At 65.5% G+C, this 23,717-nt stretch carries 26 protein-coding genes and 1 tRNA gene; 22 read left to right on the top strand and 5 right to left on the bottom strand.

Annotated features, from left to right (window positions below; all coding sequences use genetic code 11):
• Positions 1 to 77, bottom strand: a tRNA-Arg gene (locus tag QUS11_06915).
• Between the two features lie 59 nt (positions 78 to 136).
• Positions 137 to 1,063, bottom strand: a complete 927-nt coding sequence (locus QUS11_06910; GenBank protein MDM7993029.1) for a hypothetical protein — start codon at positions 1,061 to 1,063, stop codon at positions 137 to 139.
• Positions 1,064 to 1,149: 86 nt separating this feature from the next.
• On the opposite strand from QUS11_06910, the gene QUS11_06905 reads away from it, so the two are divergent.
• The 11 genes from QUS11_06905 to QUS11_06855 all read left to right on the top strand — a co-directional run bounded on the left by QUS11_06905 (position 1,150) and on the right by QUS11_06855 (position 10,246).
• Positions 1,150 to 1,782 carry a hypothetical protein gene (locus tag QUS11_06905; GenBank protein MDM7993028.1) on the top strand — a complete coding sequence of 211 codons (633 nt, stop codon included), beginning with the start codon at positions 1,150 to 1,152 and terminating at the stop codon, positions 1,780 to 1,782.
• Position 1,783: 1 nt separating this feature from the next.
• Positions 1,784 to 2,497: a hypothetical protein gene (locus QUS11_06900; protein ID MDM7993027.1), complete on the top strand. Its 714-nt coding sequence runs from the start codon at positions 1,784 to 1,786 to the stop codon at positions 2,495 to 2,497.
• Positions 2,498 to 2,606: 109 nt separating this feature from the next.
• Positions 2,607 to 3,971: a TldD/PmbA family protein gene (locus QUS11_06895; GenBank protein MDM7993026.1), complete on the top strand. Its 1,365-nt coding sequence runs from the start codon at positions 2,607 to 2,609 to the stop codon at positions 3,969 to 3,971.
• Positions 3,971 to 5,275, top strand: a complete 1,305-nt coding sequence (locus QUS11_06890) for a metallopeptidase TldD-related protein (protein MDM7993025.1) — start codon at positions 3,971 to 3,973, stop codon at positions 5,273 to 5,275. The genes QUS11_06895 and QUS11_06890 overlap by 1 nt, the downstream gene beginning before the upstream one ends.
• 157 nt (positions 5,276 to 5,432) lie before the next feature.
• Positions 5,433 to 5,876, top strand: a complete 444-nt coding sequence (locus QUS11_06885; protein ID MDM7993024.1) for an Hsp20/alpha crystallin family protein — start codon at positions 5,433 to 5,435, stop codon at positions 5,874 to 5,876.
• A gap of 123 nt (positions 5,877 to 5,999) precedes the next feature.
• Positions 6,000 to 6,572, top strand: a complete 573-nt coding sequence (locus QUS11_06880; GenBank protein MDM7993023.1) for a nitroreductase family protein — start codon at positions 6,000 to 6,002, stop codon at positions 6,570 to 6,572.
• 15 nt (positions 6,573 to 6,587) lie between these two features.
• Positions 6,588 to 7,835 (top strand): Xaa-Pro aminopeptidase, encoded by a 1,248-nt coding sequence (locus QUS11_06875; protein MDM7993022.1) that lies wholly within the window; start codon positions 6,588 to 6,590, stop codon positions 7,833 to 7,835.
• Positions 7,836 to 7,841: 6 nt separating this feature from the next.
• On the top strand, positions 7,842 to 8,333 hold the full coding sequence (locus QUS11_06870; protein MDM7993021.1) for a nucleoside deaminase: 492 nt from the start codon (positions 7,842 to 7,844) through the stop codon (positions 8,331 to 8,333).
• Positions 8,330 to 8,737 carry a hypothetical protein gene (locus tag QUS11_06865; protein MDM7993020.1) on the top strand — a complete coding sequence of 136 codons (408 nt, stop codon included), beginning with the start codon at positions 8,330 to 8,332 and terminating at the stop codon, positions 8,735 to 8,737. The genes QUS11_06870 and QUS11_06865 overlap by 4 nt, the downstream gene beginning before the upstream one ends.
• 58 nt (positions 8,738 to 8,795) lie before the next feature.
• Entirely contained in the window at positions 8,796 to 9,779 is a 984-nt protein-coding gene (locus tag QUS11_06860) for a hypothetical protein (GenBank protein ID MDM7993019.1), read from the top strand.
• Complete coding sequence (locus QUS11_06855; protein ID MDM7993018.1) at positions 9,779 to 10,246, top strand: DUF3795 domain-containing protein; 468 nt, start codon at positions 9,779 to 9,781, stop codon at positions 10,244 to 10,246. The genes QUS11_06860 and QUS11_06855 overlap by 1 nt, the downstream gene beginning before the upstream one ends.
• Before the next feature lie 491 nt (positions 10,247 to 10,737).
• Here the strand turns inward: QUS11_06855 and QUS11_06850 are convergent, their stop codons facing one another.
• Positions 10,738 to 11,772: a ribose-phosphate pyrophosphokinase gene (locus QUS11_06850; GenBank protein MDM7993017.1), complete on the bottom strand. Its 1,035-nt coding sequence runs from the start codon at positions 11,770 to 11,772 to the stop codon at positions 10,738 to 10,740.
• Between the two features lie 172 nt (positions 11,773 to 11,944).
• Here QUS11_06850 and QUS11_06845 point away from each other — a divergent pair, with 172 nt between their 5' ends.
• Genes QUS11_06845 through QUS11_06805 form a run of 9 tightly spaced genes read left to right on the top strand, consistent with a single transcriptional unit; the run spans position 11,945 to position 19,167 of the window.
• Positions 11,945 to 12,367 (top strand): cobalamin B12-binding domain-containing protein, encoded by a 423-nt coding sequence (locus QUS11_06845; GenBank protein MDM7993016.1) that lies wholly within the window; start codon positions 11,945 to 11,947, stop codon positions 12,365 to 12,367.
• Between the two features lie 17 nt (positions 12,368 to 12,384).
• Positions 12,385 to 13,341 carry a methylmalonyl Co-A mutase-associated GTPase MeaB gene (meaB, locus tag QUS11_06840; protein MDM7993015.1) on the top strand — a complete coding sequence of 319 codons (957 nt, stop codon included), beginning with the start codon at positions 12,385 to 12,387 and terminating at the stop codon, positions 13,339 to 13,341.
• On the top strand, positions 13,338 to 13,763 hold the full coding sequence (gene mce, locus QUS11_06835; protein ID MDM7993014.1) for a methylmalonyl-CoA epimerase: 426 nt from the start codon (positions 13,338 to 13,340) through the stop codon (positions 13,761 to 13,763). The genes meaB and mce overlap by 4 nt, the downstream gene beginning before the upstream one ends.
• On the top strand, positions 13,760 to 15,310 hold the full coding sequence (locus QUS11_06830) for an acyl-CoA carboxylase subunit beta (GenBank protein ID MDM7993013.1): 1,551 nt from the start codon (positions 13,760 to 13,762) through the stop codon (positions 15,308 to 15,310). Before mce ends, QUS11_06830 begins: the two co-directional genes overlap by 4 nt.
• Positions 15,307 to 15,717 (top strand): OadG family protein, encoded by a 411-nt coding sequence (locus QUS11_06825; GenBank protein MDM7993012.1) that lies wholly within the window; start codon positions 15,307 to 15,309, stop codon positions 15,715 to 15,717. The genes QUS11_06830 and QUS11_06825 overlap by 4 nt, the downstream gene beginning before the upstream one ends.
• A complete protein-coding gene (locus tag QUS11_06820; protein MDM7993011.1) occupies positions 15,717 to 16,160 on the top strand; it encodes a biotin/lipoyl-containing protein in 444 nt (147 codons plus the stop codon). The genes QUS11_06825 and QUS11_06820 overlap by 1 nt, the downstream gene beginning before the upstream one ends.
• A 1-nt stretch (position 16,161) precedes the next feature.
• The gene (locus tag QUS11_06815; GenBank protein MDM7993010.1) at positions 16,162 to 17,373 is read left to right on the top strand and encodes a sodium ion-translocating decarboxylase subunit beta; all 1,212 of its coding nucleotides are present in this window, start codon (positions 16,162 to 16,164) and stop codon (positions 17,371 to 17,373) included.
• Between the two features lie 7 nt (positions 17,374 to 17,380).
• Complete coding sequence (locus QUS11_06810) at positions 17,381 to 18,370, top strand: GDP-mannose 4,6-dehydratase (GenBank protein MDM7993009.1); 990 nt, start codon at positions 17,381 to 17,383, stop codon at positions 18,368 to 18,370.
• Positions 18,371 to 18,375: 5 nt separating this feature from the next.
• Entirely contained in the window at positions 18,376 to 19,167 is a 792-nt protein-coding gene (locus tag QUS11_06805; GenBank protein ID MDM7993008.1) for an RNA methyltransferase, read from the top strand.
• Here the strand turns inward: QUS11_06805 and QUS11_06800 are convergent.
• A complete protein-coding gene (locus QUS11_06800) occupies positions 19,164 to 20,633 on the bottom strand; it encodes a DUF853 family protein (protein ID MDM7993007.1) in 1,470 nt (489 codons plus the stop codon). The two genes, QUS11_06805 and QUS11_06800, sit on opposite strands and share 4 nt — an antisense overlap.
• Positions 20,634 to 20,845: 212 nt before the next feature.
• Positions 20,846 to 21,316: a hypothetical protein gene (locus QUS11_06795; GenBank protein ID MDM7993006.1), complete on the bottom strand. Its 471-nt coding sequence runs from the start codon at positions 21,314 to 21,316 to the stop codon at positions 20,846 to 20,848.
• A gap of 189 nt (positions 21,317 to 21,505) precedes the next feature.
• On the opposite strand from QUS11_06795, the gene QUS11_06790 reads away from it, so the two are divergent.
• Both QUS11_06790 and QUS11_06785 read left to right on the top strand, forming a co-directional pair.
• A complete protein-coding gene (locus QUS11_06790; GenBank protein ID MDM7993005.1) occupies positions 21,506 to 22,834 on the top strand; it encodes a C25 family cysteine peptidase in 1,329 nt (442 codons plus the stop codon).
• Entirely contained in the window at positions 22,835 to 23,593 is a 759-nt protein-coding gene (locus tag QUS11_06785; protein ID MDM7993004.1) for a C25 family cysteine peptidase, read from the top strand.
• Positions 23,594 to 23,717: the final 124 nt, after the last annotated feature.

The raw sequence follows: 23,717 nt of genomic DNA, 5'->3' as shown, positions 1-23,717 counted from the left end.
TGGTACGCCCGCCAGGAGTTGAACCCGGAACCTTCTGGTCCGTAGCCAGACGCTCTATCCAGTTGAGCTACGGGCGCACCCAGATCGAGATGGACCGGTAGTCTACGCTCACGGCCGGTTCCGGTCAAGGAGCGGGTCAGCGGGACGTCGAATACCGCAGCGTCCCGTGGAAGGTGGCCGCCGTGCCTGCCGTCCCGCCTACGGTCACGGTGGATGGGACGTCGAAGCTCGCCATCGCCCCGCTCGACAGCGTGGAGGGATAGCGCACCCGTACGCTCCGTCCGTTCTGCGAAGAGCTGGACAGGGTGACCTCGAGATCGTACCCCCGGGGGGTCTGTACCGATGTCTGGCGTATTTCGAGATCAGGCGCGGGGATCCATACCGTGTCACCCGAAACGATGGGGGTATTCGAAGCGACGCCCGCCTCGATGAACGGTCCGGCCCCCTGGACGACCACCGGGAGAAGGGCGGTCCATGCGCCAGGGGCCGGCCACGAATAGATGATCACCGGATCGAGTGCGGTTCCCGTCGCGTTCCACCAGGGGACGACCTCGTCGCCGGGCGGGAGGTCGATCAGCCCGGTGGTCGATGCGAGAGAAAGGCCGTCCGTGTCGATGATCCTCATGGATACGCCCCGCCAGGTCTGGCTCGTGGCGTTGTGGATGATGACATTCGCCTCGAACCTCACCATGTCACCCTCGGGGAACCATGAATACCTCGGCGTCCAGGAGAGGCCTTCCACGTCGGCGATCAGCCTGCTCGTCCCGGAAACCCTCACGATCGCCGGGACGCCCGCAGCCCTGCAGAGGGATGCAGCGGCGACGGCGGAGTCCCCCCTGGCGCAGTGGAGCTCGATCCCTGCGACACCCGACTCGACCGACAGGAGTGCGATCTCGAGAGGGTCGAGGCCTCGTCTCGGGATCCCTTCCACGCTGGCTGGTCCGTCTACGGCCACCGTGACCACGAGCGAGTCGAGGTCGGTGCTCAGGATCCCGGTGGGGCGGGGTCCGCAGCCGGTGCAGAACGCGGCCGCGAGCGACAGGGTGGCAGCAGTTGCTCTCATGGGGTATTTATGTGCATCGCTGTGCCGAAGCGCGAGGGGAGACCGGGCGGGTGTCCGGGAGACTCCCGGCGTTCTGCCCGCTATTGATGGATGACCTTGGGGAGGCCTTCAGGGTGATATCCATGTCCAAGCTGAGGATAGGCAGGTCCAGCCGCCCGATGGACGTCGTGGCCGGGCCGGGCCGGCTCGTCCTCGTCACGGACTACTCCGGAGACGAAGGCGACGATCTGCTGGGCATCCTCTCGGGCGTCAGGAGGCCCTTCGGAGGGAGCGTCGAGGTGAACGGCTCGGAGCCGGGATTCGCCAGGGGCCTGCCGGGCGCGGTCTTCCTCACGCGTGCCACGAGCCTCGACCCGGCCCGCGCCCCGCTGCGCCAGCTGGCGGCCAGGCTGGCCATCCACGGCTGCGGCAGCAGGCGCGACAGGGCCGCACTGGTCGGCTGGATGACGGCGAACGGCCTCGAGAAGGAATCGGTGACCCGCACCGGGAGCCTTGCCCAGTGGATGCCCGGATTCATGGAGTTCTCCATCCCCGACATCGCGGGCCCTCCCGTCCTGGCGGTCTGCGATCCGCTGGCCTCGATGCCCTCCTCGTGGTCCGACCGCGTGATCGGGATCCTCTCGGATCTGAAGGGGAGGGGCTGCGCGATCGTGGTTGCCGCGCCGAATCCCCTCGGCCTGTGCGGCATCGCCGACGAGATCGCGAGGGTGGAGGAGTGAGATGAGGGGCTTCTACTTCAGGGAGGCCACCGACAGGCTCGTGCAGTCCTTCCTGCCCCCTTACTTCCTGGTTCCGGCCGTCATCGCGGTCGCGATCTATCTCGTGCATCCCCTCGAAACCACGATCGCGACCGGCATGAGCTCGATACAGGTGGCCTTCGCGAGCGCCACTTTCGCTGTCTGCCTCGTCTCGGCGGCTTCGGGCGCGAGGTTCTTCTCGAAGTTCTGGGGGGAGTCCTGGTTCGGCTCGAGCCTGATGGCTCCCGTGTCGAGGATCGCCGGGTTCTGGCAGGTCGTCCTGGCCCAGATGCTGTTCTCCTCCGTCATACTGGTCCTGTCGTGGGGCGCTGTGGCAGCGGCGATGCCGGCAGGGTTCGGCCCGCATCTAGTACCCGTGGCCTGTGCGGGCATCGCCCTCGCGGCGTGGACGGCCGCCGTGTCGGCCATGGCCGGCCTCCTCACTACACCGGCGCCTGCATCCGTGCTGGCGGGAGCCTTCACCCTCTACTCGCTCGCACCCCTGGTCGACCCTCTCGACAGCCTCTTCTCACCGGCATTCCGGATGACAGGCGCGGCCATGCCGTCAGCCCTTGCCGGCCATTGGCCGACTTCCGGCGCGATCCTGATCATCCTCGGACAGGCCGCGGGCTTCGCCGCCGCCGCCTTCTGCCTCTACTTCCTCGCCATGCACCGGGGCGTGGACACTCACCGCTGAAACAAACCCGGTCCCGGACGGCATCTTCGACCATCGGCGCGGCCTTCCTTATATCTGCGCATCCTCGATCACCACAGCGTTGCCCGGCCATCCAGGCGAGAGGAATGCCATGCGGGAAAGACTGAGGGCGATGATCTCGAAGCGGACCGCGGATTTCGCGGACATCCGCTACGAGATCCGGAAACAGACTGTGATCTCCTTCAGCGGCAAGGAGATAAAGCAGGTCAACGCCAGCGCGACCGACGGCTACGTCGTGAGGGCGCGGAGCGGCACCGGATTCTCCTCCGCGGTCGTGACGAAGGAGGAGGACGTGCCGAGGGCGCTCTCGCTCGCGACCGAGGGCGCATCCACGATGATGCGGTTCGGCGGGAAGAAGGTCGAACTCGCACCCGTGCCCGTGGTCGAGGACGATGTCGAGCCCGTCATGTCGGTCGACCCCCGGCAGATCCCCATCGGCGACAAGATCGCGGCGGCGAGGGCCTGCAACGCGCTGATGCTCGACCAGCCGGGCATAGCCACCACCAACGTGGCCTATCACGAGGTCTGCCGCGAGAAGTACTACGTGAACAGCGAGGGGACTGCCATCCGCGAGGTGCTGGTAACCGTGGCGATCGCGGGCGAGGTTGTCGCGAAGAAGGGCGACCTGCTCCAGAACATCCGCGTGGCCGTGGGAGGCGCCGACGGGTGGGAGTCGCTGGTCGGCCGCGATGATGTCTTCCTCGAGCGGGCCGGCATCGCAGCCAGGCTCCTCGACGCCGAACCGGTGAGGGGCGGGACCTACGATGTCGTGCTCAATCCCAGCATGGCCGGCGTGTTCACCCACGAGGCCTTCGGGCACTTCAGCGAGGCCGACATCATCGAGGACAACCCCTCCCTCCGGGCGAGGATGGCCCTCGGGGCGCAGCTCGGGTCGAAGGCCGTCAGCATCGTGGCCGACTCGACCCTTCCCGGCCAGCTCGGGCGCTACAGGTACGACGACGAGGGCGTGGCCGTCAGGCGCGTCCAGCTCATGAAGAACGGCGTCCTGACGGGGAGGCTCCACTCCAGGGCCACCGCAGCGGCTTTCGGCGAGGCCCCCACGGGCCACGACGTCGCCGAGGACTACCGTTACGAGCCCATCGTGCGCATGGGCACGATCTTCATCGAGCCCGGCACCGCGGGTGTCGAAGACCTTTTCCGCAGGATGGGCGACGGCCTGTACCTCCTCGATGCCAAGGGCGGCCAGACCAGCGGCGAGAACTTCACGTTCGGCGCCCAGTACGGGTTCGTGGTGGAGAACGGCCGGGTCGGCCGCATGATCCGCGACATCAACATCATGGGCAACCTCTTCACCACGCTTTCGAACATCGCGGACACCGCCTCCGACTTCAGACTGTCGGAGCGCGGCGGGTGCGGCAAGGGGCAGACCAACATCAAGTCGAACTACGGAGGCCCTCATGTGCTCATATCGGGCATGGTAGTGGGGGGTGTGTGATGGAGAAGCTTCTCCGGATGGCGATGGACGCAGCCGACCAGGCCGAGGTCTTCTACCGCGAGCACAGCAGCACGAGCCTGTCGATGAGGAACGGCTCGGTCACCGAACTGTCCACCTCGATCAACTCCGGGTACTCCCTCAGGATCATCAGGGACGGCATCCTCGGAACCGCCTACACGCAGAACCTGACGGACCGCCATGATCTCCTCGCCAATGCCGTGGCCTCGATGGAGGGAGGGGTCGAGGCCGGGTACCGCTTCCCGGGGCCGCACGAACACGTCGAGCTCGACACGCTCCACCCCTCCATCGCAGGCCTGGGCTACTCGGACATCGTCGACGCGTGCAGGGACGCCCTGGACGGGCTCTCCGGCAGGGTCGGCGGCCAGGTGGACAGCTCAGGCGGCTTCGTGAAGAGCACCACCAGGATCGTCAATTCGAACTCGCTCGATGTCTCGTCTTCGAGCGGAGGATTCTACGTCGGCGCACAGGTGCTCTTCCCCGCGACCGAGACCTCGCTGGGCCAGTTCAGGTACTCTCTCGACAAATGCGAGATCGCCCCTGACAGCCTGGACGAGCTCGTCGAGTTCTACTCCCGCGGTCTCGAGGAGGTCGACGCCCCCTCCGGCAGGATGAAGGTGCTGTTCCACCCCCAGGCCATGAATGCCCTGACGTGGAGGCTGAGGTCCGCCCTGAGTGCGCGTTCCGTCTACTTCGGGACCTCCCCGCTGATAGGCAGGAAGGGTGAGAGGGTCGTCTCGGAGAAGATCTCCTTCATCGAGGATCCTCACGCAGGGGGGGCGATGGGGGCGACCCCGTTCGACGACGAGGGCATGCCTACCCGCAAGTTCCCGATGATCAGGAACGGTGTCTTCGAGAGCCTCTACACCAACCTCGACTACGCCGTAAGGCTCGGCATCGAGCCCACCGGCAGCGGGTTCCGGGGAGACGACGCCATCGCGGGGCTGCCCGCGGCCGGCCTGGCCCAGGAGGGCTTCGAGCCCGGCGACATGACGTTCGACGAGATGGTCTCGGCGATGGACGAGGGAGTCATCCTGATGGGGGCCCTTGGAGCCCACTCCGGGAACATCATCAACGGCGACTTCTCCGTTGGCATGAACCCGGGCCTCCTTGTCAGGGGGGGCAGGATCGTCGGCCGGGTGAGGGACGGCATGGTCGCCGGCAACGTATGGGACGTGATGCAGAGGGTCGTCGGCGTCGAGGACAGGATCCACGATCCGTCGAGCTGGGCCCGCTACCCCTGCATCCTGCTCGACGGTGTGAGCGTCTCGGCCAGGAAGGCCTGAACCGCGCCATGATGGCGCGCCTCCCCCGGGCGGATGCCGGAAGCTATTGCCCCTGTTCGCGTTTCTGGATCGTTCAACCTGGCAAGACCGTTGCTGTTAATAGAAACGGAAAGCCGGATGGAACGGCTTGGATAACGGACAGGAGAGGAGAACGGAAATGGCGAATCTTCCGGACAGAAGGCGGGAGAGGTACCTGATGCCCTTCGACTGGGCTGGATACACGATGAACCGCATGCTCGAGGACATCTTCCCGGGCGGCGCCAACGGGTTCGACTGGGTGCCCGCGATCGATGTCATCGAGACGAGGGACACGCTCGAGGTAAGGCTCGAGCTTCCCGGGCTCTGCAAGGACGAGATCGACATCCAGGTCTCGAACGGCGTGCTGACCATCAAGGGTGAGAAGAAGGAGGTGAAGGACGACAAGACCGAGAAGCGCTACCACCACCGCGAGATGCGCTACGGTTCGTTCGTCCGCGCCATCGCCCTCCCGGTCGACGTGAAGCCCGAGGAGGCCGCAGCCCAGTGCAGGGACGGCGTGCTCACGATCGTCCTGCCCAAGGAGGACAGGGCCGTCCACAAGAAGATCGAGATCAAGAGCTGACGGTTCCCGCAGAGTGACAGGGGGCCGCCTCCGGGCGGCCCCTCCGCGTACTCCCCTCCGGGGCGCTCCGCCGGGCATGTTCGGGTCGGGCGGCGGCCCTGCCGCGCCTCACCGGAGGTGAACATGGACCTTTTCGATCTGTGCATGCATGCGAGGACCGTCAGGCGATTCAGGGAGGCGCTCGGCATCGATCCCGCGACTGCGCTCGGCCTCGTCGAGGCTGCGGGGCTCGCCCCCTGCGCAGGGAACCTGCAGGAGCTGCGATACGTCATCATCCTCGACAAGGCCGGGAGAGAGGCCCTGTTCCCCCTGCTCTCATGGGCCGCATATCTGAAGGACTGGCCCGGTCCCGGCGAAGGCGAGAGACCGGCCGGATACGTCGTGATCCTCGCGCCTTCGGAGGAGAAGCCCTTCACCAGGATAGACGCCGGGATCGCCGCTGGCTACATAACTCTGGACGCCCATGCCGCCGGGCTCGGTACCTGCATCCTGATGTCGTTCGACCGTGCTGGGATGGGCAGCCTGCTGTGCGTGCCCGATGGCCTGTCGCCCATCCTTGTGATAGCCCTCGGGGAGCCGGCGGAGGAGGTAGTCGTGGAGACTCTGCCGCCCGGCGGCCCGGTGGAGTACTGGCGTGACTCGGAAGGCGTTCATCATGTTCCGAAGAGACCCGTGTCCGATCTCCTGATCACCTGACAACGGAGGTACCCCATGCTGTCCGCGCAGGATTTCGCAGCCCGCAGGGCCGCCCTGATGGAAAGGCTGCCGGACCGCAGCCTGGCGGTAGTCCCGCCGTCGAGCGAGAAGCCGTCTTCGGCGGATGCCACGCATCCCTACGTACCCTCCAGGAACCTCTACTACCTGACCGGGATAGTTCAGGAGAACACCTGGCTCCTGATGATCCGCACCCCCGCCGCGGGCGTCCAGGAGATGCTCTTCACCGACCCGTTCGATCCCGAGTACGAGAAGTGGTGGGGCAGGAAGCTCACGAAGGAGGAGGCCTCCGAGGTCTCGGGCATCAGGGACGTCCGGACCGACCGCGGCTGGGAGGGGCTCATCGACAGGCTCCTGTCGCGGAGCGGGATCGAGAACGTCTTCGTCGACTATCCGTCGAGCGGCCTCGGGCAGCCCAGGGGCGAAAGGCAGAGGTTCGCCGGAAGGCTCGCCGGGGCGTGGCCCGACCGCGCGCATTCGAGGCTCTCGCCGCACATCTTCGCCATGAGGATGGTGAAGGACGACAGGGAGATCGAGCTGATGCGCGAGGCCGCAAGGATCACCGGCAAGGCCTTCGCGGCGGTCCTCTCGGTGCTCAGGCCCGGAATCCGCGAATGCGTCGTCGAAGCCGAGATAATGAAGACCTTCATAGCCTCGGGCGCCCGGGCGGCCTTCCCCGTGATAGCCGCCGGAGGCGGACGAGCCACATGCCTCCATTACACGAGCAACGACGCCGTTCTCGAAGAGGGGGATCTCCTCCTCATAGACTTCGGGGCGGCATGGAGCCTGTACAGCTCCGACATCACCAGGACCGTGCCGGTTTCGGGAAGGTACACGGACAGGCAGAGGCAGCTCATGGAGCTGGTTCTCGAGACGCAGAGGGACGCCATTGCCCGGCTGTCTCCGGGCAAGCTGCACGCCGACTGGAACCAGGAGGTGGCGACAGCCTACGCCGAAAGGCTCGCGGCAGCCGGGATCATCCCCGATCCGGCCGGGCTCGAGGCCGTCTACTACCACCGTACCGGCCACCATCTCGGCCTGGATACCCACGATGAATCCATCCCCGACATCCCCGCCGCGCCCGGAATGGTTTTCACCGTCGAACCCGGGCTGTACATCGCCTCCGAATCAACCGGGATCCGCATAGAGGACGACGTGATGGTGGCGGATGGCGGCAGCCGGATCCTCTCGGACATGATCCCGAGGGAGCCCTCCGACATCGAAGCGATGATGCGGGACAGATAGGCCTGGATGGTCGTGATCCCCGATCAGGAGCTGATGCGCCTGGCTCTCTCGGAGGCCGGCCTGGCTCTCTCGGAGGCCGAGGTTCCGGTGGGCGCGGTTCTCGCGCTGCCTGACGGCCGCGTGTTCCGCGGCCACAACATGACCGCCGCCCTCGGCCGGCCCTCCGCGCACGCCGAGCACATCGCGATCGAGAAGGCGGCCGGGGCGCTCTCGGACTGGCGCCTCGAGGGATCCGTGCTGGTGTCGACCGTCGAGCCGTGCCTCATGTGCGGGGGCCTGGCGGTGCTGGCCCGCGTGGCCAGGATCGTGTTCGGCGCTCCCGATCCGCGCTTCGGGGCGTTCGGGTCCGTGACGGACATCACGGCGATGGGAAACCTCAACCATTATCCGGCAGTCACCGGGGGGCTGATGGCCGAAGAGGCCGGCAGCCTGGTCCGATCCTTCTTCAGGAGCCTGCGCGCCGGCCGCGCGGTTCCCGAATCGGAAAGCGGGGCATGATGGCGAAGTTCGTCCCCGATCCCGGCGAGAAGATCCTCAAGTCGGGCATGATCCTCACCCTGCAGGGCGGGAAGATCAAGTATCCGGCCTCCTCGAGGTTCTTCATCACCGACAGGCGGTTCGTGTGGCACGACCTCGGCAAGTGGGCCTTCCTGCAGAGCCAGGGTGCTCTCTGGATGCTCCTGGTGAAGGGGACGCCCGTTTCGTTCCCGTACTCCGGGATGAGGATCACCCACGGCAAGTATGCGCTGAACAAGGATCTGCTCGAGTTCAAGGCGCCCGATGGGCGAAGCATCCTGGTCTCCAGGCGCGAGAAGACGCTCGGGATGTTCCGCGAAGCTCTGGCCCAGGGCGGTATCGGCCTGGTCCAGGAGTCGGCGGAGGAGTGGTCGATCCGGGCGTAGGTTCTTATCGAGCAATCCCTTTACGGTTCGCATGTCAGGAGGGATGGACATGGTTCGAATGGGCGTTCCGCTGCTCCTCCTGGCCACCGCAGCCCGGGCGTATTTTCTTCCCGATGCCGGTGCCCGTGTCAGGGAATGCATCGACCTGGCCATCCTCCGGGGGATCGAGGATCTCCCGGATTCCCTGCTGCCGCCGGGATGCGACGACCTCCTGATCGTGCCGGAGGAGGGCTACCGGGAGGACGCAGTGCTGCACCTCGTAGGGGCCGGGGCGGATACGACGGACTTCGGGACATTCGAATACGGGGGGATGTACAACCCGGCCAAGACCGAGTGGCGCTGGCTGCCAGCCGACGGGATCGTTCAGGTCTACTCCCAGATGCCGTTCAGCGCCTTCACGTACTGGGCCGAGTACCGCCTCGGGACGGAACCTCCGGCCCTCGTGCCGCTCGGGGAGGGGACGATGGACCCCTCGCAGGACGCCGTGGATGCGGCCTGGCGCCTGATCGACTCGGGCATGGTCGCCCAGGCCGTGGATACGCTCTCCATGATCTTCTACCCGCAGTACTACTATGAATCCGAGGAGATGGGGGCCGCCCTGCTCAGGCGCAGCCACGAGCTCGCGCTGCAGTCCTGTCGCGACGGAGACGTGATGGCCGCATGCTCCGTGATGACCCTGCCGTTCGAGCACGACTACCTGTTCAACCTGGATTACGGATGGATAACGGGCATCGATTCCGGGGAGGATTACCGGGCCGGCGCCTATGCCGGTCACATGCCCTTCGAGGAAGCCATCTTGATCGCCAACGACTACGGCTTCCTCCTGCTGGAGGCGGGGCATCCTTCGGAGGCAGTACCAGTCCTCAGCCATGTGGTCATGCTGGATCCGTCCAGGGCGGTCGCGTACCTGAACCTGGCCGACGCCCTCTGGGCGCTGGGCCGGTTCGGCGAGGCGAGGCCCCTTTACGGAACGTACTTGAGTCTCCTGGACGACGACCTTCTCGAACTGGCGCCCGGATACGCGGTCGAGAGGAGCGAATGATGGACGGAAGCGCCCTCGACGGATACTGCGGGCTCTGGTGCGACGCCTGCAAGATAGTGAAGGCCGAGCGAAACGGCACACAGGACGGCATCGCCGGCATCCTCGGGGTCGAGCCGTCTGAGATACACTGCAAAGGATGCAGGTCGGAAGACGTGTTCACGGGCTGTTCCAGGTGCCCGATGAGGGCATGCGCTTCGACGCGGGAGGTCGAGTTCTGCTCCGACTGCCCGGACTTCCCATGCGGTGAATACCGGAGGATCGCCTCCTCGGGCGACAGCCTCCCGCCTCACTTCAGGACGACGATCAGGAATCTCGGGGAGATCAGGGAGAAAGGCGCATCCGAATGGAGGCGCCTGCAGGCGGGGAGATGGGCCTGCCCATCGTGCGGGCGCCCATTCTCCTGGTATGCCGAGGAATGCTCCTGCGGACAGGATCTGCGGGGCAGGAAGGACTGGGAGAACCTCTAGACGAGGCTGGATGATCCTCGAGTCACCAGTTTCGCGGAGCGAACTGGTGAGTAGCACTTACTGAGGAAGTAGGCTACGGTCCTCTCGCGGCTTGCCATACGATTGTCTGCAGATATACGCTCAGATCCTTTCAAGGCGTGCCTATCTTGAGACACTGGACGATGGCAAGCCTCTGTCGGATCAGCTTATTCCTGCGTAGGCAGGAATAAGCGGACTGCCGGGCCTGCTCATCTCCGCGGACGGATGAATTGTTCGACCCGGCCATCTCGCTGCCTGCCCAGCTGATAGAACTCGCTATGGCAGACAGCTGTCAGGCCTGCTCATCTCCGCGGGCGCGGAGATGAGCGAACTGCCGCTCCCTTGCTCGCTCGCCCTGCGAACGGGTTGGATGGGCTGGTTTTTATGGCCTCTCGAAGGTTCCTCGCCTGACACAGTACGCGGCTCGATTAGCTCGGAACACTTCTGCCGGCGTGTAGTTTCGCCTTGCGAAACTACAGGAAGAGGCTGCTCAGGCTCTGCCCCGAGTGGATCCGCTTGATGGCCTCGGCGAAGACGGGGGCCACGGACACTGTTTCGATCTTCGTCACCGGGCCGCCGTTCACCGCCGCCGCGGCGCCGGCGTCGAACTCGATGGTGTCGGTGATGAAGAGCCTTGTGATCGGGCTTTCCTCGATGAGCTTCACTGCCTGGCCCGAGAGCACCCCGTGGGTCACGAACGCGAAGATCTCCTCGGCTCCGCGATCCCTGGCCGTCTCGGCCGACAGCACCAGGCTCCTGCCCGACAGGATCTCGTCGTCGCACATGATGACGGTGCGGTTCTCGAGGTTGTCCACGCCCTCGACCGACCTGACGTGCGGCCGCTCGGAGTCATCGAAGCGCACCTTCTTGACGTAGCCGGTAACCACCTCGGGCGCGCCTCCCGCCTCCTTGATGGCCCGCGACACGTACACCGCCATCGAGTCGTTCTCGAGGATGCTCCCGGAGTCGGGCGCCAGGAAGGCTATCCTCTCGCGGCCGAGCTCCAGGATCTTCTTCATGAAGGTGCCCTGGGCGTGGAGCTGATCGACCGGGATGTCGCTGAATCCCTGGCTCTGCGGGCAGTGGAGCGTCATGGTGAGCACCCGCCCGGCCCTCACGGCCGTCATCAGATCGAACATCATCTTGGCGGATATGGCGATGCGCGGCTTGTCCTTCTTGTCGCTCCGGGCGTAGGGGAAGTACGGGGTGACCGCGGTGATCCTGCCCGCGCTGTCCTTGATGGCGTACATCATCTGGAGGAGTTCGAGGATGTCGCCCGAAACGGTGCCGAAGGCCCGGCTCCGGTCCTGGAAGATCGACCGTTCGCCGGACTGGATCACGAACACGTCCTTCTCACGGACGGTGCCGCCCACGAAGTTCACCATGAGGTTGCCGTTGGAGAACTCGACGAACTCAACCGGCTCGGGCTCCACCCCCAGGAGTTCGCATATCCTCCCAGCAAGGGCTTCACTCGACCTTCCGGAACAGATCGCGATGTTCCCGAACATTTCAGACCTCCGGAAGAACCTCGGTGGTGATTTCGGTTTGTTTGGGCGACGCCGACCCCGGAATATGTCTCGCGGGCGGGGCACCGGGAAGCGACCGGCTTGACTTGCCCGCGGGGGTTATGTTGATTCCGCAGGACTGTTCCGTTTCAATACTTCACCGGAGGCGCCTCTGATGGGTGAGAGGAAGATCAGGATCCTGATCGCCAAGCCCGGCCTCGACGGGCACGATCGTGGAGCCAAGTACATAGCCCGCGCCCTGAGGGACGCCGGGATGGAAGTGGTCTACACGGGCATAAGGCAGACCCCGGAGGCGATAGCCGCCGCAGCCGTGCAGGAGGATGTGGACTTCGTGGGGCTTTCGCTCCTCTCGGGCGCCCACAATCACCTCTTCCCGGCCGTCGCTTCGTGCCTCGCCGAACGCGGGGCCTCGGACATCATCCTCTTCGGCGGGGGAGTGATCCCCGAGGAGGACATCCCCGGGCTCACGGCCGCCGGGTTCAGGGCCATCTTCACGCCGGGCACGCCCGCCCCGGATGTGGTTGATTTCATAAAGAGGGAGTTCGAGGCGGCTGCTTTATCCGGAACGAAGGCCTGATCCGGCCGGAGGTTGGTTTGAGGGCCGCTGATCCCGGGCATCTCGCCGGACTCGTCAGGAAGGGGGACACGCGCGGTCTCGCGCGGGCCCTCACCGTTGTCGAGAACGGGGGGCCCGAAGCCGCAGCGCTCCTGCACGAGCTCTACGATCCCTGCCCCGGGTCGCGCTCGGTCGGGATAACTGGTCCTCCGGGCGCAGGCAAGAGCAGCCTGGCGGACGTCCTGCTGGCCCACTGGAAGAGTGCCGGGAGGCGCCCGGGCGTGATCGCCGTCGATCCCTCCTCGCCGTTCTCCGGCGGGGCCATCCTGGGCGACAGGCTCAGGATGCAGCGCCATGCCTGCGACCCGGACATATTCATCCGGAGCATGGGCAGCAGGGGGCACATCGGAGGGCTGGCAGGCACCACGGCTCAGGCGGTGGAGGTGCTCACCGCCGGAGGTTACGATCCGGTGCTGATCGAGACCGTGGGCGTAGGCCAGGGGGAGGTCGAGGTCGCCTCCATAGCCGACCTGACCATCCTCGTCCTCGTCCCCGGCCTGGGCGACGACGTGCAGATGATGAAGGCCGGGATCATGGAGATCGGCGACCTGATCGTCCTGAACAAGGCCGACAGGCCCGGGATCGACCAGCTCGAAGCGGTCGTCCGGGCGGGGCTCGATTTCGCGCCGGAGGGTACGGCGAGGCCTCCAGTGGTCAGATGCTCGGTGACCAGCGGAGAAGGCCTCGGTGATGTCTTCTCGGAGATAGACGGACTGCTCGCGTCCGGGAAGGATTTCGAAGCCTCCCGGCGCGGGAGGGTTCGCGAGAACCTGCTCCGCATCGCCGCGGAACAGGGTGCAAGAGCCGCTCTGGAGATCCTGGAACGCACCCTGGGGGTCGAGAGGGCGGTCGACATGGTCCTTGCAGGAGAGACAACGCCTTACGAGATCGGAGAGCGGCTCACGCTCCCGGGAAGGGCTCCGGTAGAGGCATGATCGATCACATCGACCACATAGGCATCGCAGTCGAGGGCCTGGAGGCGTCCGTCCCGTTCTACCGCGACGTGCTCGGCCTCGAGGACCTGGGGCGCGAGGAGGTCCCCTCCCAGAAGGTGAGGGTGGCCATGTTCCGCGTAGGAGAAGCCAGGATAGAGCTCCTGGAGCCGGCCTCCCCCGACAGCCCCATCGCCCAGTTCATCGAGAAGAGGGGGCAGGGCATACACCACATCGCCTACTCCGTGTGCGACGCGTCCGGCACGGTCCGGACCCTCGTGGAGAAGGGCGTGGAGATGATAGACCGCGAGCCGAGGATGGGCGCGGGAGGCAGCCTGATAGCCTTCATCCATCCGAAGTCGAGCGGGAGGGTCTTGACTGAGATATGCGAACACGGAACGACTGAAAAGGAAGAGGGCCTATGACATCGGCGGAAAAGGTCGAGAAGCTCCTCGCGCAGCGGGAGAAGGCGCAGGAGGGCGGCGGACTCGACAGGATCGAGAAGCAGCACGCCCTGGGCAAGCTCACCGCTCGGGAGAGGATCGAGCTCCTGCTCGACGAGGGGAGCTTCGAGGAGTTCGACATGTTCGTGTCCCACAGGTGCACGAAGTTCGGGCTCGACTCGAAGCACATCCCCGGCGACGGCGTGGTCACCGGCTACGGCACGATAGACGGCCGGCTGGTCTACGTCTTCTCCCACGACTTCACCGTCTTCGGCGGATCTCTCTCCGAGACCTTCGCCGAGAAGGTGATAAAGATCATGGAGATGGCCGCCGAGAACGGCGCCCCTGTCATCGGGCTCAACGACTCGGGCGGAGCCCGCATCCAGGAGGGCATCGAGAGCCTCGCCGGATACGGCGAGATCTTCCTGCGCAACGTGGTCTACTCCGGCGTCATCCCCCAGATCTCGGTGATCATGGGCCCCTGCGCCGGCGGCGCGGTCTACAGCCCCGCCATCACCGACTTCACGATCATGGTCGAGAACACGAGCTACATGTTCGTCACCGGCCCGAAGGTCGTGAAGACGGTGACCGGCGAGGACGTCACGGTCGACCAGCTCGGCGGGGCGCACATACACGCCACGCGCAGCGGCGTTGCGAGCCTCACCTGCAAGAACGAGCAGGAGGCTCTCCTGTTCGTCCGCAAGCTCGTGAGCTACATCCCCCAGAACAACATGGAGGATCCGGTCGCCTCCACCCCCACGGATCCCATCGACAGGCTGGAGTCCTGGCTCGACGACTTCGTCCCCGACAACCCGAACAAGCCATACGAGATGAGGAAGATCATCTCCGCGGTCGTCGACGACGGCGAGTTCCTGGAAATCCAGAGAATGTTCGCCCCCAACATCATAGTCGGGTTCGCCAGGATGAACGGCAGGTCCGTGGGAGTTGTCGCGAACCAGCCCTCGTTCCTCGCCGGCGTGCTCGACAACGACGCCTCGATCAAGGGCGCCAGGTTCGTTCGCTTCTGCGACGCCTTCAACATCCCGGTGCTGACCTTCGTCGACGTGCCCGGCTTCATGCCCGGCACGAAGCAGGAGTACGCGGGCATCATCCGCAACGGGGCCAAGCTGCTCTACGCCTTCGCCGAGGCCACCGTGCCCAAGGTGACCGTGATCGTGCGAAAGGCCTACGGCGGTGCCTACGACGTCATGAGTTCGAAGCACCTGAAGTCGGACGTGAACTACGCCTGGCCCAGCGCCGAGATAGCGGTCATGGGTCCCGAGGGGGCCGTCGAGATCATCTTCAGCAAGGACCTCGAGAAGGCCCAGTCCCCTGCCGATAGGAAGAAGGAGCTGGTGGAGGACTACAAGGAGCACTTCGCCAACCCCTTCACGGCGGCGGAGCGCGGCTACGTGGACGACGTGATCGTGCCGTCCTCGACGAGGTTCAGGGTCATAAGGGCGCTGGAGATGCTGTCGGGCAAGAGGCGCTTCATGCCCTCCAAGAAGCACGGGAACATCCCTCTATGACGGCCGGGCTGATCCTTCTGGCCGCCGCGGGGCAGTCCGCGGACCCCGTCCTCGGGCAGGGCGTGAAGGTGTCGGTGGTCGGGATGGTGATAGTCTTCGCCGGGCTGGTGATCCTCACCCTCCTGCTGCCCCTGCTCTCCCGGATGATCGCCAGATCGGAAGCGAAGAAGGCGGCGGGCGATGCCGTACAGGAGTCCACCTCGCCGCTCCAGCCCACGGACGAGGAGGTGGCGGCCGCCGTCAGCGCGATCCACGCCCACTTCCAGAGTCTCGAACAGATCGAGCACGTCAGGCTCACTCTCGGGATGTACGACAAGCCATACAGGCCGTGGCGACTCGCGGGGCGCGCCGAGGTCCTCCTCGGCAGGCAGGCCCTCGGGGGCCGCCCGCGGAACAGGAGTCTCTGATGCCCGAATACAAGGTGACCATCGGCGGGAAGAGCTACGACGTGAACGTCGGCAGGATGATCGACGACCGTGTCGATGTATCCGTGAACGGCAAGCAGTTCAACGTGGAGATAGAGGCGCCCAGGAAGGCCGCCTCGAAGACCCCGAGGATCGAGACCAAGCCCCATGTGGTGAGCGCGGCCGAGGCCCCGGACAAGACATCCCCTCCGGGAACCGCTGCTGCGGGCCGCGGCGACATCCTGGCGCCGCTCCCGGGGCTCATCCTGAAGCTCATGGTGAAGGAGGGCGACCAGGTCCGCGAGGGGCAGACCGTCGCCATCATGGAAGCGATGAAGATGGAGAACGAGATCGAATCCCCGTTCAGCGGGACAGTGAGCAGCATCCCCGTGAAGCAGGGGGACACCGTGCTCGAAAACGCACTCTTGATGAAGATAGGGAGTTGATATGTCCCCGGCCGGCCGCCTACTGGGCGTGCTGACGGCCGCAGCAGGTTCTCAGTCCCAGACCTCGTCCGATCTCATGAGCATCTTCCGGACCACCGGGTTCGGGAACTTCGAGATCGGCAACATCGTCATGATAGTGGTCGGGCTCTCGATGATCTGGCTCGCCGTCAGGAAGAACTACGAACCGCTGCTCCTGATCCCCATCGGATTCGGGATAGTGGCGGGCAACATCCCGTACGATCCCACCCTGATGCCGATAGGCTACCAGGACGTACTGAACGGCCAGCAGTCCGTCTTCAACCTGTACTACTTCGGAGTGTCGAGCGGCCTGTTCCCTCCCCTGATCTTCCTCGGTATCGGGGCCATGACCGACTTCAGCGCCCTGCTGTCGAATCCGAAGCTGCTCCTCCTCGGAGCCGCAGCGCAGATCGGGATATTCCTCACCCTGATGGGATCCCTGCTTCTCGGCTTCGATCTGAAGGAAGCCGCCGCGATAGGGATCATCGGCGGAGCCGACGGGCCCACCGCGATCTTCGTCGCGAGCCAGATGGCCCCGCATCTGCTGGGGGCCATCGCCATCGCGGCCTACTCCTACATGGGCCTGGTGCCCGTGATCCAGCCGCCCATCATGAAGCTGCTCACCACGCCTGCCGAGCGCAGGATCAGGATGAGACCGGCCCGGCAGGTGTCGCGGGTGGAGAAGGTGCTCTTCCCCATAGTGGCCTTCATCGTGACGGCCTTCATCGCCCCGGGCGCGATCACCCTGCTCGGGATGCTCTTCTTCGGGAACCTCCTCCGGGAGAGCGGGGTGACGAACCGCCTGTCCGACAGCGCCCAGAACGCCCTCAACAACATCGTGGTGATGCTGCTGGGCTTCTCGGTGGGCACCAGCACCCAGGCGAGCTTCTTCCTCACCTCCCAGTCGATCCTGATCTTCGCCCTGGGTGCGGCCAGCTTCGCCACCGCGTCGGCGGGCGGCGTGCTCTTCGCGAAGTTCATGAACCTGTTCCTCAAGGAGGGCTGCAAGGTCAACCCGCTGATCGGTTCGGCGGGAGTCTCGGCCGTCCCCGACTCCGCGCGCGTGTCGGAGATAGTCGGGCGCGAATACGACCCGAAGAACCATCTCCTCATGCACGCCATGGGGCCGAACGTGGCCGGCGTAATTGGCAGCGCGATAGCGGCCGGCGTCCTGCTGGCGATGATCCCGCACTAGGAGGGCCTTGGGCGATCTGAAGATCCGCGGATACGACTGCCTCGTTACGGGCGGGGCGGGCTTCATCGGTTCGCACGTCTGCGAGGCCCTGCTCGCGAAGGGCAGGAGCGTGCTCGTCCTCGACGACCTATCCACGGGCAACCTCGCGAACCTCGAGAACTGCGTCGCCGACCCCGGCTTCAGCTACACGATCGGCTCGGTCTGCGACGAGTCGCTCGTGGCCGAGGCGGTGGACCTCTGCGGCTCCGTGATACACCTGGCCGCCGCGGTCGGGGTCGAGACGATCATACGGCATCCCGTGGAGACCATCGAGGTGAACGTACGGGGCACCGAGAACGTGCTCCGCGCCGCGGGCAGGAAGGGCCGCAGGACGTTCATAGCGTCCACCTCGGAGGTCTACGGCAAGGGCGAAGCCGTGCCCTTCCAGGAGGACGGCGACCTGGTTTTCGGTCCCACGAGCCGCAGCCGCTGGAGCTACGCCTGCTCGAAGACGATAGACGAGTTCCTGGCCCTGGCCTACTCGAAGGCGCGAGGCCTCCCAGTCACCATAGGCCGCCTGTTCAACACGGTCGGCCCCAGGCAGTCCGGCAGGTACGGCATGGTGCTGCCCCGGTTCATCAGGCAGGCCCTCGCCGGGGAACCGATCACGGTCTACGGCGACGGCACGCAGACCAGGTGCTTCAGCCTCGTGTACGAGGTGGTGGACTGCATCGTGGCCCTGATGGAGACGCGGGATTCGGCCGGTCTCGCGGTGAACATCGGCTCCACCGAGGAGATCTCCATAATGGACCTCGCAGGCCTGGTGAGGCAGAAGACCGGCTCGGCCTCCGAGATCAGGCTGGTGCCCTACGACGAGGCCTACCCGAAGGACTTCGAGGACATGCAGAGGCGCGTGCCCGATGTGTCGAGGCTCCGCGGCCTGGTGGGCATCGCCCCGGGCGCGGGCATAGCGGAGATCATCGACAGGATACTGTCTTCGGGCCGGCATCCCTCCTGAGCCCCGTGGAGAGGGTCGAGTCGCCCGGCAACCGCTCCGTCAGGAGGGCCGTCGAACTCTCGACCCCCAGGGGAGTGGACAAGCACGGGGCCTTCCTGGTGGAGGGCCCCAGGTTTGTCGCCGACATGGTTCGCAGAAGCCCCGGTCTGATCCTCGAACTGCTCGTTTGCGAGGGGGCTCCCGCCGCTTCGGGCCTGCCGGGCGGAGGAGGCATCAGAGCCCTGCTGCTCCCCGGGAAGGTCTTCGGCCTGTTTTCGGATACCGTACACTCGCAGGGCGTGGCAGCCGTGTGCAGGCTGCCGGTGCAGCCCGAAAGGCTCGAGCCGGGCGGCGGGCCCTCGTCGGTCCTCGTGATGGACGGGATATCCGATCCCGGAAACGCCGGGACCCTCCTGAGGTGTGCCGCCGCCTTCGGTTTTTCAGCCGTGCTGGCCCTCGAGGGCACGTGCAACCCCTACTCCCCCAAGGTGTCCAGGGCAGCCGCGGGGGCGAATGCATTCCTGCCGGTGATGCGGGGGCTGGACGCTCCGAAGGCGTCCGCCATCCTCGAAGTCGCGGGATACACGGCACTTGCCGCGGAGAAGGGCGGGCGCCCCGTCTACTCCGCGTCCATACCCTCGAGATGCGCCCTCGTGGTCGGCTCCGAAGCCCATGGGATATCGGAAGCGGCCCGGACCATGTGCCGGGGCTCCCTCGCGGTGCCCCAGTCGCGGGATGTCGAATCCCTCAACGCCGCGGTCGCCGGCGCCGTTCTGATGAGCTGGATCGCCTCGTCCCGCGCGACGGGGAGGGCCTAGCCCCTCCCGAGGATCCCTCCCAGCAGACCCCTGAATATCGAGCGCCCCACCTGGCTGCCGACCGTCCGCATGGTCTGCTTGGCCAGCGTCTGCACCATGCCCTGGCGCCGGCCGGTGCCCCAGAGGATCTCGCCGAGTTTTCCCTTCGGCTTCTCCTCCTCCTTCTTCGAGTCGGGCGCCGCGGGCGCGGCCTGGGCGGCGCGGTTCGACAGGATCTCGAAGGCCGACTCCCTGTCCACCGCGACGTCGTACCTCGAGCCGAGGGGGCTGCGCCTGCGCACCTCGTCCCTCTCCGCGTCGGTCAGGGAGCCCATCCTGCACCTGGGAGGGCAGATGATCGCCCGCTCGACCGGCATGGGGACGCCCTTCTCGCGAAGCATGGAGACAAGCGCCTCGCCTACTCCGAGCTGCGAGATGACCTCGGCCACGTCGAGCGGAGGGTTGGGCACGAAAGTGTCGGCGGCGGTCTTCACAGCCTTGAGGTCGCGCGGGGTGAAGGCCCGGAGGGCGTGCTGGATGCGGTTGCCCATCTGGCCCAGGATCTCGTCGGGAACGTCGTCGGGGAACTGCGAGCAGAAGTAGACCCCTACGCCCTTGGATCTGACGAGCCGCACGACCTGCTCGACCCTCTGCCGGAGGGCGGGGGGCGCATCGGCAAAGAGGAGGTGGGCCTCGTCGAAGAAGAACACCATCCGCGGCCTTTCCTCGTCGCCGGCCTCCGGCAGGGTCTCGAAGAGCTCCGACAGGAGCCACAGCAGGAAGCTCGAGTACAGGCGCGGCTTCATCACGAGCTGGTCGGCCGCCAGGATGCTGATCACGCCCCTGCCCTGCAGGTCCGTCCTCATCAGGTCACCCAGCTCGAGGGCCGGTTCCCCGAAGAAGCCCTCGCCGCCCTCGCGGTCGAGCCTGAGAAGCGCGCGCTGTATCGCGGCGATGGAGGGGGCGGACACCAGACCGTACTCGGTCGACACGTCCTTCCGGTGCTCCGCCACGAAGCCGAGCAGCGCCCGCAGGTCCTCGAGGTCGAGGAGGAGGAGCCCCTGGTCGTCGGCCATCTTGAATGCGATCTCGAGCACGCCCGACTGGGTATCGTTGAGTTCCAGTATCCTGCCGAGGAGCGTGGGGCCCATCTCGCTCACGGTGGTGCGGACAGGGTGCCCCTTCTTCCCGTAGAGGTCCCAGAGTATCACGGGGCTGGCTTCGCAGGAGTATCCCCCGATGCCGATCGAGGAGACTCGCTCCTTCACGCGGTCGCTAATCTCGCCGGGCATCGCCAGGCCCGCCACGTCGCCCTTCACGTCCGCCATGAAGACCGGCACGCCCATGCGTGAGAAGCCCTCGGCCAGCACCAGCAGCGATACGGTCTTGCCCGTGCCGGTGGCCCCCGCGACCAGGCCGTGACGGTTCCCGTACTTCGCGAGGAGGTTCACCTGCTCGACGCCCTTGCCCACGAGTATCCGGTCCACTCCCGACCTCCAGTCGAACGAACGATGGACTCGACTTCCGGATGCATCCCAATATGGCGAGCCCGGGACGAAACGGGGATTTCCCGTGATCTCCGAGAAGGCAGTTCTTGCCATGGAAGAGAACAGGAACTCGACTCGGCCAAGCACCGGGTAAAAGAACGGGGCGGGCAACCGCCCGCCCCGGCTCATCCGGTGTTGTGCCAGTGGTACGGCTAGTAGGTGGCCTTGATCTCCGCCCAGGTGGAGGACTCGAGCGCGGAAGTCAGGTAGGATGGTTCATCGACTGACGCTGAACTGGAGGCGGACTCGCGACCTACCATGAAGTAGAAGTCGACTACCGCCCCGCCGTCATTGTAGTAGACCGATTCGACGTCCTGAACCGTCTCGCTGAAAATGGTTACGCCGCCAGCATCCTTGATGATACACTTTACATCAACAAAAGGATAACCGGGTAGGCTATAGAGGGGATAGGTCTTGTAATGGGATGAACCAAGGAACTCTCCACTTGCACCAGTGAGATAATTTAGGGTATTTGCCTCATACACTTTTATCTGGTAGGAGTATGCACAGGAGGCGTTGGTTACGTAGATATCTCCCTGTACTAGTGCACCCGGCACGAGGAGCTGTGCAGAGCAGATGCCTGCCATAACCAGAGCTATTGCGATCGTACCCCAGAAACGCATTCCATCTCCTTACGTGTGGACACACCAGGGATGAGCCTTGTATGCATTACATACGGAAGAGCGGCCGTCAAGTGCCGATACGCGTAAAGAGTGCAATTTATCGTGCAATATGCGAAACAAAAGGGTATTGACTTGTCATCGGGGTTGTGGGAGCTTACCGCATCAAGCCCAAAACGGAAGGACCCAGTGATGCGATCGTCCCGGTCCGGGATCATCCTTCGGCTCGTGCCCGTGGTTCTCTTCTGCGCCCTGCCGGCGGAGGCCGGATCGATACGGTTCGATCTCCGGTTCGCCGTAGATGACTTGTCTGTCTCGAACTACGCGGGCGGCGAGCTCCCGGCATGCCCCGGGGGGCTGACCTGGTTCGACGAGGGGATGCCGAACCTCCCCGTCGTGACGAGCACCTTCGTCATCCCTCAGGGGATGTCGGTGACGGGCGCGGAGGTCGAGATCCTTGCCGGGGAGACCCTCGAAGGCTTCCACGACATCCTGCCCGTGCGGGTCGTCCCCTTCGGAGAGGAGCCCGGGCCCTTCCTGCGCGATCCCGCCATCTACATCTCCGACGCACGGTTCCCGGCGAGCCCCGTAGTCGAGACCAGCACCGGCACGAGAACGGGCTTCCAGCTCGGGTCTGTATCCATCTCGCCCTTCTCGTACAATCCGCTGTCGGGCAGGCTCTCCGTGATCACCGAAGCAACGATCACCCTTTCCTATTCGTCCGATCCGTCAGTCGAGCGCCTCAGCCTCACCGCCGGGCAGATCGGCCACGCGGAATCCATGCTCGCCCACATCGTGGCGAATCCCGGGGATCTCGCGGCCTGCCGGCCCGGGGAACGCGAGACCGACGACTCCTGGCCTGTCTGGGTGGCCATAGGCCCTGCCTCGATGGAGGCGACGCTCCAGCCGCTCGTCGACCACCGGAACGCGACCGGGCTCCAGGCGGCCTACGTCCCGCTCGACTCGATCTACGCTGCCTACACGGGGTACGACACCCAGGAGCAGATCAGGAACTACCTCAAGTACGCCTATCAGAACCAGGGGCTCGTCTACGCACTGATCATCGGTGACTGGGGCCCGACCCAGCGGATCTCCAGCCTTGTAGTGGGCAGCGACAGCCTGATGCTCGCCCAGACTGCCGACCTCTACTTCTCCGATCTCACCAGGATGTGGGACGGAGACGGCGACCACCTGTACGGCGAGAACACCGACTGGCTCGACTACTACGCCGACATCACGGTGGGGAGGTTCAGCTCCGACGTGCAGGCGCACGTTGCCACGATGGTGTCCAAGGCGATCTCCTACGAGACGGAGTCGGCCGAAGGTTCGTGGCGCACCACAGCCCTCCTGTGCGGCGCCGGCCTGTGGCCGGATACCGAGCCCGACGGCTACTGGGGCAGCTTCGTCTGCGACTCGATCTCGAACAGGATCCCGTCGTCGTGGGTGCAGCTGAAGCGCTACGAATACTGGTCGGGCCACCCCACCGACCAGATCGACATGATCAACCAGGGCGCCAGCTAAGTGAGCGACCAGGGTCACGGCGGCTCCGGCGGCGTATACTGGTACTACGAACCCTCCTACATGTTCACGAACCAGAACTACACCGGGATGACCAACTCCGACAGGCTGACCATCCTACACTCGATGGCCTGCGACCCCGGGATCCTGTCGGCCAACGGATGCAGCGCCGAGCGCCTGATGATGTGGCCCGACGGAGGCGCGATCGCCGTCATGTACAACTCGAACTACGGCTGGGGGACCCCTCCCGACATGGGTCCCTCGGAGTGGCTCGAGGTCCACTTCGCGGATCAGCTCTTCGGAAGCGGCATCGAGAGGATCGGCGACATGCAGGCCGCGGCGAAGGATGCCTTCAAGGCGGCAGGCGGCATGACCCTGCAGAACTGGGTCCTCCAGGAGAACAACTACCTGGGCGACCCAGCCGAGGTGTTCGTATCGAACCAGACCGGTATCGGCGGCGGGGAGGGCGGCGCGGGCCTGATCACCGCGCTCGGCCCGGCCTTCCCGAACCCCGCCGCGGGAGCCTTCAGCGTGTCCTGGATCCTGCCCGGACCTTCGTCGGGAGCCGTTCTCGGCGTGTACGACCTGGCCGGCCGCGAGGTCTGGGCATGTGATCTGACCGCCTGTCAGGGCGGCTCCGGCCTGCTCACGGTGCCCGGAACCGACGCTTCGGGTGCGCCGCTGCCATCGGGGTGCTACCTGATCCGCCTGGATTCGTCTTCGGGCTGCGCCTCGTCCATGGTGGTACTGCTCGGTAACTGACGCAGCCTGCACAAAGGGGAGGAGGCCGCGGTCGCCCGCGGCCACCACCCTATAGGATCGGTCGGACTAATGCGCGTAGAGCCTGTTGATCAGCACCTCCGCGAGGGTGGTCACTGTCGCGGTC

It is taken from the genome of Candidatus Fermentibacter sp., from assembly GCA_030373045.1.
In the GTDB taxonomy this organism is placed as follows: domain Bacteria; phylum Fermentibacterota; class Fermentibacteria; order Fermentibacterales; family Fermentibacteraceae; genus Fermentibacter.
This window is presented reverse-complemented; position numbering and strand designations above follow the sequence as displayed.